Origin of the sequence: Vibrio ordalii ATCC 33509 (assembly GCA_000257205.1) — a bacterium.
Classification (GTDB): Bacteria; Pseudomonadota; Gammaproteobacteria; order Enterobacterales; family Vibrionaceae; genus Vibrio; species Vibrio ordalii.
This window is the reverse complement of the sequence record AEZC01000123.1, coordinates 1-12187: the sequence shown is the minus strand read 5'-3', so window position 1 is coordinate 12187 and position 12187 is coordinate 1. Positions and strand designations below refer to the sequence as shown.

10 protein-coding genes, 1 tRNA gene, 2 pseudogenes and 1 riboswitch are annotated in these 12187 nt (G+C 44.9%); of the genes and pseudogenes, 10 read left to right on the top strand and 3 right to left on the bottom strand.

Going from position 1 to position 12187, the window contains the following annotated elements; genetic code table 11:
• The first annotated feature begins 88 nt into the window (after positions 1 to 88).
• A tRNA-Ser gene (locus VOR_RS0109230) sits at positions 89 to 179 on the top strand.
• Positions 180 to 278: 99 nt separating this feature from the next.
• Here the strand turns inward: VOR_RS0109230 and VOR_RS19100 are convergent.
• Positions 279 to 503: pseudogene (locus tag VOR_RS19100) on the bottom strand (transposase); the annotation flags it as partial.
• 328 nt (positions 504 to 831) lie between these two features.
• On the opposite strand from VOR_RS19100, the gene crcB reads away from it, so the two are divergent.
• The 7 genes from crcB (at position 832) to thiH (ending at position 7580) form a co-directional block, all read left to right on the top strand.
• Entirely contained in the window at positions 832 to 1215 is a 384-nt protein-coding gene (crcB, locus tag VOR_RS0109220; RefSeq protein WP_010319423.1) for a fluoride efflux transporter CrcB, read from the top strand.
• 52 nt (positions 1216 to 1267) lie between these two features.
• Positions 1268 to 1366, top strand: a riboswitch (TPP riboswitch).
• Between the two features lie 109 nt (positions 1367 to 1475).
• Complete coding sequence (gene thiC, locus VOR_RS0109215) at positions 1476 to 3425, top strand: phosphomethylpyrimidine synthase ThiC (protein ID WP_010319422.1); 1950 nt, start codon at positions 1476 to 1478, stop codon at positions 3423 to 3425.
• Between the two features lie 4 nt (positions 3426 to 3429).
• A complete protein-coding gene (gene thiE, locus VOR_RS0109210; RefSeq protein WP_010319421.1) occupies positions 3430 to 4725 on the top strand; it encodes a thiamine phosphate synthase in 1296 nt (431 codons plus the stop codon).
• Positions 4715 to 5503 carry a HesA/MoeB/ThiF family protein gene (locus VOR_RS0109205; protein ID WP_010319420.1) on the top strand — a complete coding sequence of 263 codons (789 nt, stop codon included), beginning with the start codon at positions 4715 to 4717 and terminating at the stop codon, positions 5501 to 5503. Before thiE ends, VOR_RS0109205 begins: the two co-directional genes overlap by 11 nt.
• Positions 5491 to 5700: a sulfur carrier protein ThiS gene (gene thiS / locus VOR_RS0109200; protein WP_010319419.1), complete on the top strand. Its 210-nt coding sequence runs from the start codon at positions 5491 to 5493 to the stop codon at positions 5698 to 5700. The genes VOR_RS0109205 and thiS overlap by 13 nt, the downstream gene beginning before the upstream one ends.
• Positions 5701 to 6471, top strand: a complete 771-nt coding sequence (locus VOR_RS0109195) for a thiazole synthase (RefSeq protein ID WP_010319418.1) — start codon at positions 5701 to 5703, stop codon at positions 6469 to 6471.
• Positions 6468 to 7580, top strand: coding sequence for a 2-iminoacetate synthase ThiH (gene thiH, locus VOR_RS0109190; protein WP_010319417.1), 1113 nt, complete (start codon positions 6468 to 6470; stop codon positions 7578 to 7580). Before VOR_RS0109195 ends, thiH begins: the two co-directional genes overlap by 4 nt.
• Before the next feature lie 194 nt (positions 7581 to 7774).
• Here thiH and VOR_RS0109185 read toward each other — a convergent pair whose 3' ends face one another.
• Together VOR_RS0109185 and VOR_RS0109180 are read right to left on the bottom strand one after the other, a co-directional pair.
• Positions 7775 to 9565, bottom strand: coding sequence for an aminopeptidase P family protein (locus VOR_RS0109185; RefSeq protein ID WP_010319416.1), 1791 nt, complete (start codon positions 9563 to 9565; stop codon positions 7775 to 7777).
• A 158-nt stretch (positions 9566 to 9723) separates the two neighbouring features.
• Positions 9724 to 10665, bottom strand: a complete 942-nt coding sequence (locus VOR_RS0109180) for a LysR family transcriptional regulator (RefSeq protein ID WP_010319415.1) — start codon at positions 10663 to 10665, stop codon at positions 9724 to 9726.
• Between the two features lie 116 nt (positions 10666 to 10781).
• Here VOR_RS0109180 and VOR_RS0109175 point away from each other — a divergent pair, with 116 nt between their 5' ends.
• Positions 10782 to 11981, top strand: a complete 1200-nt coding sequence (locus VOR_RS0109175; RefSeq protein WP_010319414.1) for a multidrug effflux MFS transporter — start codon at positions 10782 to 10784, stop codon at positions 11979 to 11981.
• A 134-nt stretch (positions 11982 to 12115) separates the two neighbouring features.
• Positions 12116 to 12187, top strand: a pseudogene (locus VOR_RS19305) (H-NS-like global regulator TsrA); the annotation flags it as partial.

Sequence of the window (12187 nt, the reverse complement as noted above, 5' to 3'; positions counted from 1 at the left end):
TTTATTAATGCTTCCATATGATAAAAATATGAAAGCAATACTAAAAACAGCATTATCAGAGTAAGACTGTTTTTTAGTGAGCATCCATGGAGAGATGGCTGAGTGGTTTAAAGCACCGGTCTTGAAAACCGGCGATGGTTAATAGCTATCCTAGGGTTCAAATCCCTATCTCTCCGCCAAATATAAAAAGCCGCTGTTAAATACAGCGGCTTTTTCGTATCTAAAGATCTTGTATCAATAGGCAACTTTATTTCTCATTATAATACCAATCTGGAAAATTAACTGGTCAGCTCTATCCACCTTCTCGAACACATCTGTCTGACTCTGGTCGAGCATTCCAAAAAACTATTCCAAGCCCGACATACTTTGGAGACAATGTCTTCGTAATCCGCAAAAAACTGATTGGCTAGAGAGTGTTGTCTTAACCAGCTCCATACTTGTTCTATTGGATTCAACTCCGGGGAATAGGGCGGGAGTTTGATGACACTGAGGTTCTGAAAGTCATTGGCTGGGACTGATGAGGGCACTTGGAGCGAGAAGTTATCCAAGAGAAGTCCATGTGCTCGAGCAGGTAATAGATAGTGCTGGCCAAATTCTTTCACGATATAAGGATGGATGTAGGCCCCAGTCAGTCGTCCACCCTGCGTATCATGAGCTTTATCTTTGTTGTATTGGCTTATCAATTTACTCAATAAGTGACATCTGTAACTTTTTTAAAGTACTTAGGTATTAGACGTGTCAGCTATAGATTATTTTAGTGATTAGGCTCGATTTGTTGTGTTTAATGGTTAGAATAATGATAGTTACTTTCTGGGATCCGCTATGGGCGTTATGGGACAGTTATCTATTTTAGGTTTTATTGCATTAGGTGGTGCATTTGGTGCGTGCGCTCGTTATTTGGTTACCGAGCTAAGTGTTCAGTTATTAGGGCGTGGATTCCCTTATGGAACGCTGATGGTCAACGTTGTCGGCTCATTTATTATGGGATTGTTGATCGCTGCTTTTGAGAGTGAGTTACTGGCAACCGAGCCATGGCGCCAGATTATTGGTTTGGGTTTCTTGGGTGCATTAACCACATTTTCTACATTCTCTATGGATAATGTGCTGCTGATGCAGCAAGGAGCCTTTCTGAAAATGGGTGTTAATGTCTTATTAAACGTCGTGCTAAGTATCTCAGCGGCTTGGATAGGTTTTCAGTTGTTGATGAGAAGTTGACGAAATTACAATTTCATCTTGGTTAATGGATAGTCTTTCCCTATAATCGTGATTCAACTTGTCGGAGTGCCATAAGGCTGAGACCGTATTTTCGGGATCCGTTGAACCTGATCAGGCTAATACCTGCGAAGGGAACAAGAGAATATAACTTGCTAGTGATCTATCTAGCGTTATGTCCTTAAGATCAAAATTCTATTTTGATCAACTCTTGTGCATTAATCCGTCAAGCATTTATCCCTAGTACAAAAAAGGAAGATGCTATGTCGAGTCGCAAACAAGCGAGACTGGAAGCCAAACAATTCATTGACACATTGTCTGTCGAACCCTACCCAAATTCCTCTAAAATTTATATTACTGGTTCACGTTCGGATATCCGCGTGCCAATGCGTGAGATTAAACTAGCTGACAGCTTAGTCGGGGGCACAAAGTCTTCACCGATTTATCAACCGAATGAATCTATATGCGTTTATGACACTTCAGGTGTCTATACCGACCCATCTCATACTATCGACTTATATCAAGGTTTGCCTAAATTAAGGGAACAATGGATCGCTGATCGGGATGATACCGAGTGGCTTGATGAGGTCAGTTACGCTTACACTAAAGAACGCTTATCTGATGATACATTGGGCGAACTGCGTTATGGGAATCTGCCAGCTATACGCCGAGCTAAGAAAGGCAAGTGCGTTACTCAGCTTCATTATGCGCGGCAAGGTGTTATCACACCAGAAATGGAATACATTGCCATTCGAGAAAATACGCGACGTGGAGAGTGTATGGATGCACAGCTGAGCCAGCAACATGCAGGCGCCCATTTGGGGGCCAATCTACCAAAGCAGATAACTCCTGAGTTTGTGCGTCGTGAGGTTGCCGAAGGACGAGCCATTATCCCGTCGAATATTAACCATCCAGAATCAGAGCCGATGATCATTGGTCGTAATTTTCTCGTCAAAGTGAATGCGAATATCGGTAACTCATCCGTCTCTTCATCAATTGAAGAAGAGGTTGAAAAATTGGTATGGGCAACCCGCTGGGGGGGGGATACTGTGATGGATCTCTCTACTGGGCGCAATATCCACGAAACTCGAGAGTGGATTTTGCGTAATAGCCCCGTACCGATTGGCACTGTGCCCATGTATCAAGCATTGGAAAAAGTAAATGGTATTGCGGAGGATTTATCATGGGAAGTCATGCGCGATACCTTACTTGAGCAAGCGGAGCAAGGTGTTGATTACTTTACAATTCATGCTGGTTTGTTGCTTCGTTATGTGCCAATGACCGCGAAACGTGTTACTGGCATCGTTTCGCGTGGCGGCTCTATTATCGCTAAATGGTGTTTAGCCCATCATACCGAGAGTTTTCTTTACACTCATTTCCGTGAAATTTGTGAAATTTGCGCCAAGTATGACGTCGCACTTTCCTTAGGGGATGGACTACGGCCAGGATCCATTGCCGATGCTAACGATGAAGCACAATTTGCAGAGCTGCGCACTTTAGGTGAGTTGACCAAAATAGCGTGGGAATATGATGTACAGGTCATTATTGAAGGCCCTGGCCATATCCCCATGCATTTGATTAAAGAGAATATGGATGAACAATTAAAGCATTGCCATGAAGCGCCATTCTATACCTTGGGCCCATTAACTACCGATATTGCTCCGGGATATGATCACATCACTTCCGGCATTGGCGCTGCGATGATTGGCTGGTATGGTTGCGCGATGCTTTGCTATGTAACACCAAAAGAGCACCTTGGTTTACCAAACAAAGAAGATGTTAAAACAGGTTTAATTACTTATAAATTGGCAGCACATGCTGCAGACCTTGCAAAAGGGCACCCGGGAGCACAAGTGCGCGATAATGCGTTATCGAAAGCACGTTTTGAGTTTCGTTGGGAAGACCAATTTAATCTTGCATTAGACCCAGTTACGGCGCGTGCTTTTCACGATGAAACTCTTCCGCAAGAGTCTGGTAAAGTCGCGCATTTTTGCTCAATGTGCGGGCCGAAATTCTGCTCGATGAAAATCTCTCAAGAGGTTCGAGAGTATGCGTTAGATACCAAGCAAGTTGCTGCTGATGCGCTCATTTCCGTTACGCTGCTAGATGACCCGTTACAAGGCATGAGACAGAAATCGCAAGAGTTTAAAGCCGCAGGATCAGAGCTTTATCATCCTGCTGTTAGTCAACGGTCAGTCGTTAGCGAGGCGTAATTAGATGATTCAATTACTTATCCCCCGTGATGACATTGCGTTGACTGCTCAAGTACAACAGGTTTTGCTATTGGCCAAGCATCATGGTTTTGATATCGATGATATTTTTTTGGGTGCCAGCCCAACTTTATATTGTCAATTAGTAACGCCTTCATACTCATCTTTGATTGGCAGCGATTGCTTAGCCTCGTGCGAAGATGCGCTAAGTGTTTTAACTGATAAGCCCAATTTATTCTTGCAATACCAAGTCAATTTTTGCGCTCAAATGCCATTCGATCACTCCCAGAAACGAGAAACTTGTTTGGTCAAAATAGGGCTTATAGCTGCTGACTCACACGACTATGTCGATGAGTGGTATCACGGAGAAGAGCTGCGTCGTATAAGATATTCTACGAATGCTCATGCTGCTGATGCAAAGAGTGAGCACTTTGCTTGGGTTCTATCATTGTTGTGTCTCGACTTTCCACTAGAGGATGCTTTAGTGGTTACTCGCGCGGCAATGAGTGTTTCACGTGAAACATGGCCAACAGATAGCCGATATTTTCCTCAGCTACTACATTCAGCAGCTGGCATCTTTGCTGACGATAAACAAAATCACATCTGTTTTCCAAAGATAGACAAAAATATTGGCCTTTATCCTGTTGTGGATAGCGCTGAGTGGGTCGAGCGGTTATTGAAGTTTGATGTAAAGACAATCCAACTGCGAATCAAAGATTCAACACGTCTTGATTCCGAATCACAAATTATTGCCGCTATTGAGCTTGGAAAAGCCTACCAAGCACAGGTTTTCATTAATGATCATTGGCAGCTTGCGATAAAGCATGGTGCTTTTGGCGTTCATCTTGGACAAGAAGATCTCACCAATGCCGATTTAGCACAAATTGCTCAAGCTGGGATCTGTTTAGGCATTTCGACTCACGGCTATTATGAGATTCTGAACATCGCTTCACTAAATCCTAGCTATATCGCTTTGGGTCACATATTCCCAACCACCACCAAAATTATGCCCTCTAAGCCACAGGGGCTTGTTAGGTTGAAACTTTACCAGCAGCTAATTGAGAGTTTAAGTCTTGCCGCCAATGCAGATGAAGTTGTAAGTGCAAAAATACCCACAGTTGCAATTGGCGGAATTAACCTAGAGAACGCATTGCAAGTTTGGCAGTGCGATGTATCAGGCTTGGCCGTTGTACGTGCAGTGACAGAAGCAAAATCACCTCAGTTGGTCATTGATAGTTTCAATCGAATCATACAAAACCGATTACCAAGTAGTGCTGAGGAGGTATGTGATTATGCTTTCTGATGCGCAATTTATCCGTTATCAAAGGCAACTTGCGCTCCCTGAAATAGGTGAGAATGGACAGCAATCTTTACTTGATAGCCGAGTGCTGGTTATTGGTTGTGGTGGTTTATGCTCTGCGGCCGTTTTGTATTTGGCGAGTGCTGGTATTGGACAACTGGTAATAGTGGATGATGACCGAGTTGAAAGCAGCAACTTACCTCGGCAGGTGATCTACCGAGAGAGGCAAATTGGTCAAACCAAAGTCGATGCGATGGCAGAACAAATTAAAGCCATCAACCTTGATTGCAGAGTAAGAGCGATATCTAAACGCCTTATTGGTACTCAGCTCGAACTGGAAGTGCTTAATGCTGATGTCGTTCTTGACTGCACGGATAACATCCACAGTCGTCAGCAAATTAACCAGTTGTGCCGTAAACTAATTAAGCCATTGATTTCAGGTGCGGCTATTGGATGGAAGGGGCAAGTCATTGCTTTTGATCAACTGCCGTTATCACCTTGTTATCACTGTTTAGTGCCTGATAGCGAGCTGCCTGCCGCGCAGCGTTGTAATGAATTCGGTATTCTGGGGCCTGTCGTCGGAATCATCGGAACCCTGCAAGCTTTACAAGCCATCATGATATTGACTCGACAGACGATGCGTAATGCTAATCAACTGACACTGTTTGATGCTCATTTGTTTCAATTCCAAACCTTAAATGTTGTTAAAGATCCTCAGTGCGAGGTGTGTGGGTACCCACAGACTGATCAGATGAAGGGAGAAGCCACATGTCAGATATAACGATCAAGATTAATCAGCAGTTTCATCAAGTTTCAGCGGGAACCAGTATTGCGGATCTCACCAAACTGCTTTCGATCACGATTACCGGTTGTGTGTTTGCCCTGAATCAGAGCGTAGTGCCGCGTAGTGCGTGGTCAACGACCCTATTAAGTGAAGGCGATCAAATATCGCTGTTTCAAGCCATTGCAGGAGGCTAAATGTTAACGATAGCGAATAAACAGTTTGAATCTCGCCTGTTCACTGGTACGGGGAAATTTGCCAACCGAGAGTTAATGACAAAAGCTATTGCCACATCTGGCTCACAAATGGCGACAATGGCATTAAAGCGAGTCGATCTTAATCAATTAAATGATGATATTTTAGGGCCACTTATCGAGTTAGGCGTCCATCTTTTACCCAACACATCGGGTGCGAAAAATGCGAAGGATGCGATTTTTGCAGCCCATTTAGCGCGCGAAGCGTTATCGACATCGTGGTTGAAGTTAGAAATTCATCCCGACCCTAAGTATCTGATGCCTGACCCTATCGAAACGTTAAAAGCAGCGGAACAATTGGTGAAAGATGGATTTACCGTATTGCCTTATTGTCATGCTGACCCCGTGTTGTGTAAGCGTTTAGAGGAGGTGGGGTGCGCGGCCGTAATGCCATTAGGTGCGCCAATTGGATCGAATAAGGGACTGGTCTCACGAGATTTTTTAGAAATCATCATCAACCAAGCTCGTGTACCCGTGATTATTGATGCCGGTATTGGCGCACCTTCGCATGCGGCTTTTGCGATGGAATTGGGCGCGGATGCTGTCTTAGTTAACACCGCAATTGCGGCCGCGGGCGATCCGATACAAATGGCGTTGGCATTTAAGTTGGCGGTGGAGTCGGGTCGAATGGCTTATGAGGCAGGGCTTGCAACTCAGGTTCATCATGCTATCGCATCCAGCCCTCTAACTGCATTTTTGGATCAATCGCGATGAGCTTTTTAGAACGTTTCAAACAACTCGATTGGGACGATATTGCGTTATCAATCCGTTCCAAAACAGCGTCAGATGTCGAGCGAGCATTGCATAAAGAGAAGCGCGATTTGGAGGATTTCAAGGCATTAATCTCTCCTGCTGCTGAGCCTTATATCGAGCAGTTATCACAACTTTCTTACTCACTGACGAGGCAACGCTTTGGCAATACTCTTTCTTTTTATATCCCGCTTTATCTTTCTAATTTGTGTGCCAATGCGTGCACTTATTGTGGATTTTCGATGGAAAATCGCATTAAGCGGCGCATATTAAGTCAACATGAAGTTGAACGTGAATTGGCGGTTATCAAACAGATGCAGTTTGACAATGTGTTGCTGGTCACTGGTGAGCATGAAACCAAAGTAGGCATGAACTATTTCCGGCAGATACTGCCGTTGATAAAGCGTGAAGTCAGCTATGTTGCTATGGAGGTTCAACCGCTTCAGCAAGCGCACTATGCGGAGCTAAAGAGCTTAGGTTTAGATGCGGTAATGGTATATCAAGAGACTTATCATCCATCAACTTACGCTTTACATCATCTGCGAGGCAACAAAATGAATTTTAACTTTCGCCTTGAAACACCGGACCGACTTGCCCGGGCGGGGGTTGATAAGATTGGTCTTGGCGCTTTGATTGGCTTAGAAGATTGGCGGACCGATTGTTTTTACGTGGCCGCTCACCTGGATTATCTTGAAAAGAGATATTGGAAGACGCGCTATTCGATTTCGTTTCCTCGCTTGCGACCTTGTGAAGGTGGCCTGCAACCTAAATCGGTTATGTCTGACAAGCAACTGGTTCAGCTCATCTGTGCATTTCGCTTGCTAAATTCAGAAGTGGAACTCTCGCTTTCTACCCGCGAATCGGCGCACTTTAGGGATAAGCTCATTCCACTGGGGATCACCAGCATATCGGCGGGATCAAAAACACAGCCTGGAGGTTATGCAATGCAAGAGGCCGAGCTTGAGCAATTTGTGATTAGCGATGAACGTACAGCCGCACAAGTTGCCGCCGCTGTTAAAGGGCAAGGCTTTGAAGTCGTGTGGCGAGATTGGCATGCTGCCTATTCTGGATGAGGTTATGGCTTGCACGTTTCACGTGAAACATATGGATGCATTCATTAAAGTATGGTGATTTGGCTAATAAGGTGAATTCGAGTTAAGAGAATCATAAGTTAAAGTAAAGGCGACCCGAGGTCGCCTTTCATCTTTCTAGGTTAAGTTACTACAGAGAAACTACTTACAGCGCATTTGTTTTATCATGTTGAAGTTTAATCATGCTCAATAGGTAGCGTCGCTTGGCGCAACCACGCTTTGTTATCACCCTCAACGAGTGGGCTAACTTGATCCCATACTTTTTGATGGTAGTCATTTAGCCATGTGAGCTCTGGTCGAGTTAACATATTGATGTTGATCGCGCGCTTATCAATCGGGCAGCGCGTGAGTGACTCAAACCCCAACACAGAGAAATCACCTTGTGTTTCAACTTCGACCACCAGTTCTAAGTTTTCTATACGAATGCCAAACGCATCGGCACGGTAATAACCGGGCTCGTTCGACAGTACCATGCCCGGAAGCAGTGCGACGTTGTTGAAAACTTTGCTGATGCGTTGTGGCCCTTCATGGACACTCAAAAAGTGGCCGACTCCATGACCAGTGCCATGATCATAATCGAAGCCATTAGCCCATAGGTGCTGACGGGCAAGTACATCAAGCTGATGACCACAAGTGCCTTTTGGAAAGTGTGCTCTGGCTAGTGCAATATGACCTTTAAGCACTAAAGTGAACTGTTTTTTCATCTCGTCACTAGGATTACCAATGGCAATGGTACGCGTAATGTCAGTCGTACCATCACAATATTGGCCGCCAGAATCGACAAGATAAAGTGAGTCTTGAGCTAATTGTCCTGGTTTTACTTGGTTGATGTGGTTGTAATGGCACATAGCTGCATTACTGCCTGCCGCTGAAATAGTATCAAAACTAAGATCGGCTAGAGTAGGATCTTCCTCTCTAAATGCTTGTAAGCGGTCAGATAAATAACCTTCGTCGTGCAGTCTTTGGCTAGCCACTTCATTATCCAACCAAGCAAGAAATTTCGTCATCGCCACACCATCACGCACGTGGCACGCTTTCATTCCAGAGACTTCGGTTGCATTTTTTGCCGCTTTTAGCAGTAAGCACGGATCGGCGTCATTAATGATTTCAGCAGCAGAATTTTGTAAAGTCAGCGTAAACCATGCATTACTGGTAGCAGGGTCGATCATCACTTTTTTACCTGCGAGTAAATTAAGCTGCTTTTCTAGTTGATCTGGATGGTGAACGCGAACGCCGCCACCGACATGCTTGTCAAATTCCGCAGGAAGACGAGCAGGGTCAAGGAAGAAATCGACGCTGGAGTCAGCATAAATAATGGCATGGGAAAGTAATACTGGTAATCGGGAAACATCAAGGCCACGGATATTTAGCAGCCAGCAGATGGAATCTAGTTCTGTTAATACTGCCGCATCAATCTTTTTCTTACTCAGCTGATGGGCTATTTGCTCACGCTTATCATGGCTACTGATACCGACGAGTTCATTACCCATCAAGCGCACTACTGAAATTGCAGCGCTAGGACGGTCCTTCCATAACTCATCGATTGGGTTACTGCCGACGGCAATAAGCTGTAACTCATCAGACAATTTTGCCTGTGCTGCTTTAAGCCAGCTTGCTCGATGCATGCGCGGATCAAATCCCACTTTACTACCTGAGACCAATGCGCTTTGGAGCCAATCGAGAACGGGCTCTTCAATCAAGTGACGATACTCAAAGGTTGCCTCTGGCACTTGTTTACGAACTTGCACGGTATAGCGGCCATCCACAAAAATAGCCGCGTTATCGTGGGTGATTACTGCCGCGCCTGCCGAGCCAGTAAAACCAGTTAACCAATGCAGGCGTTCGTTGTGTTGCGGTACATATTCCCCGAGATATTCATCTTCGTGTGGAATGATGATGGCATCAAGCCTTTGCTGTGTGAGCCAGCCACGTAAGGCTGATACGCGTTGTGCGATTGAATCATGCATCTGTGTTATATCCTTTCTCATAACCGTCCGTTGTAGGTGTAGGGAACTGTGCAAATCCATAGCAAACCCTGACTTTATTATTGTGTCTATGGGGTTGTGGCGATGGGGACGAGCCTCAATAAGCTACTCTTTTTATCGAACTGGCGCAAACTGCAGCTTCACCTGAGATGCAGTGTTTTGGTTTGGATCATCTGCCTTAACCAGCTCAATGCGGGGTCACTTTCTCTGTCTCTGTGCCAAAATAACGTATAAGCCATAGGTGGAAATTCCATCGGTAATGGCAACACGACGAGATCCATTTGCTTGGCTACTAAGTGGGTGAAGTGGCTCGGCGCGGTAAAGATAAAATCAGTATAAGTACAAAGACTGGCGGCACTATTAAAATCCGGTACTGTAATTGCGATGTCCCTTTCTCGGCCGATATCCGCCAAGCGATAGTCGAGTAGCCAGCGATCATTACCATCGCAGCGCACTTGTACGTGACGTAGCGATAAATAGCGCTCTAACGTCCAATTGTCTCGTAATGCTGGGTGGTCTTTACGTGCCACGCACATTTGGCTATCTCGATAGATCTCTTGCTCACAGATATCACTGGGCGGCAGCATCGTTAATTTGGCATCGTTGATATCAATGTCCTTGCCAGTAATGCCTAAATCCAACTCACCAAGCTGCAATTTCTTAAAGGTTTGATCGTTCCATGAGTGAGTGTTGATGTTGAGGTTTGGACCTTGGCTGAAAATAGCGGGCAAAAAATGGGGGAGAATCAATGGGTAGACGCTTTCTACTGCCGCAATATGAAAACGGTATTCACTGCTTTGTGGTGAAAATTGTTGTGGTTGAGTGAGCAGCTCGAGCTGATTGATGAGAGTGTCGAGTTTGGGTTTGAGATAGAGCGCTTGCGGCGTTGCCTTTAAGCCATGTGAATTACGAATAAACAACGGGTCATTAAATTGCTGACGAAGTTTGGCAAGCGATTTACTGACGGCTGATTGGCTCAAACAGAGGCGATGGGCGGCGCGCGTTACGTTCAGTTCTTCTAGCAGTACGGACAGACAAACAAGCAAATTAAGGTCGATTCTGGCTAATTTTTCTATATTCATCTGTATTTCCATTTGGGAATAATTGTGATGAGTATAAGCCATTTTTATTCATATCATCATTGCTCTATTATGCTTCGGTTACAAAAGTGTGTTCTTTCTCATTACTGGAGTGTTTCGTGAAGCAAATAACCTCTGACGCGCATAGCAAGCGTCAATTGGCATTACTGATTTTGTTGGTTCTGTTTAGCCCGTTAGCGATTGATATTTATCTACCAGCTTTACCGCAAATTTCTCAAACGTTTCACGTGGAACACGCTTATGCACAAGATACGATTACTTGGTTTCTGTTTGCTATGGGAGTCGGTCAACTCTTTGCTGGCCCGCTAGCGGACAAACTCGGGCGTCGAACTGTTGCATTAGGAGGGATCAGTATTTATGCATTGAGTGCTTGCTTGGCGTGGGCCGCTCAAAGTATTGAATGGATGCTGATGGCTCGGCTACTACAAGGCTTCGGTGCGTGCGCGACATCGGTAGCGGCTTTTGCAACAGTTCGCGATATTTTTGGCCCACAACGTAGCGGCAAAATGATCAGCTACTTAAATGGTGCAATCTGTTTTATTCCTGCATTAGCGCCAATCCTTGGTAGTTGGTTAACTCAGCAATTTGGCTGGCGCAGTAACTTCAGCTTTATGGCTGGTTTTGCCGTGGTCGCGGGTTTAATGATGGTGATTGGTATGAAAGAAACCAACCCGCAAGCCACCGAACAGCAAGCGTTCTTTAAGTTATCGCGTTACTGGTCCGTATTGAAAACACCATCTTTTCTATTCCATGCTTCATTATGTATGTTAGCGATGGCGGTTATTTTAGCCTATGTCACTTCTGCCCCAGTGGTATTAATGGAAGGTTATGGATTGACCATGAATGAATTTACTTTCTGGTTTGGACTCAATGCCATCATTAATATCGTTGCTTGCCTAAGTGCGCCGAAATTTATGGATAGGTTTGGTACCCATATGGCGCTGGTGGTTGGAATTGGCACGTTATTGGTTGCGGGGACTACCATGGTCGCGCTGGCACAACAGAAAACGGCGATTGCCTTTATGCTGCCCATTTTTATGTCATCAATCGGTTTTGCTTGGATTCTGGGAGCGGCCGCAGGAAAAGCACTGGCGCCATTTGGTGACCGTGCGGGAACCGCCGCAGCACTGCTTGGTTTGTTTCAGATGAGTGGTGCTGGCCTGTTAGTTGGCACCATGCAGCGTGTTGGGTTAGAACCTCAGATATTAATCGCACTGCAAATGTGGCTGATTGCGCCAGCGTTGTTTATCCTGTTTTCTAAAGCAGGGCGTTATTGGCATCAATTAGTGGTGAATTAATAAATTAGTGGTGAATTAATAAATTAGTGGTGAATTAATAAATTGTCACCTGCTGTTTTATATTCTTTTTAACGGGTGTATATTTAGTCACTTAATTATTTCAATTGCACTTTGGAAACGAAACAACAATGTCAATGTCAATGACAACCTATGAAATGGCTCGAATTTGGGAACAACTCGACGAGTCTCCAGAAAAGGTCATGTTC

What these genes read in the sequence shown, in the direction of transcription:
- VOR_RS0109195 (WP_010319418.1), top strand. Translation starts at nt 5,701, where the DNA reads ATGTTAACGATAGCGAATAAACAGTTTGAATCTCGCCTGTTCACTGGT.
- thiC (WP_010319422.1), top strand. Translation starts at nt 1,476, where the DNA reads ATGTCGAGTCGCAAACAAGCGAGACTGGAAGCCAAACAATTCATTGAC.
- thiH (WP_010319417.1), top strand. Translation starts at nt 6,468, where the DNA reads ATGAGCTTTTTAGAACGTTTCAAACAACTCGATTGGGACGATATTGCG.
- thiS (WP_010319419.1), top strand. Translation starts at nt 5,491, where the DNA reads ATGTCAGATATAACGATCAAGATTAATCAGCAGTTTCATCAAGTTTCA.
- VOR_RS0109185 (WP_010319416.1), bottom strand. Translation starts at nt 9,565, where the DNA reads ATGCATGATTCAATCGCACAACGCGTATCAGCCTTACGTGGCTGGCTC.
- thiE (WP_010319421.1), top strand. Translation starts at nt 3,430, where the DNA reads ATGATTCAATTACTTATCCCCCGTGATGACATTGCGTTGACTGCTCAA.
- crcB (WP_010319423.1), top strand. Translation starts at nt 832, where the DNA reads ATGGGACAGTTATCTATTTTAGGTTTTATTGCATTAGGTGGTGCATTT.
- VOR_RS0109205 (WP_010319420.1), top strand. Translation starts at nt 4,715, where the DNA reads ATGCTTTCTGATGCGCAATTTATCCGTTATCAAAGGCAACTTGCGCTC.
- VOR_RS0109180 (WP_010319415.1), bottom strand. Translation starts at nt 10,665, where the DNA reads ATGAATATAGAAAAATTAGCCAGAATCGACCTTAATTTGCTTGTTTGT.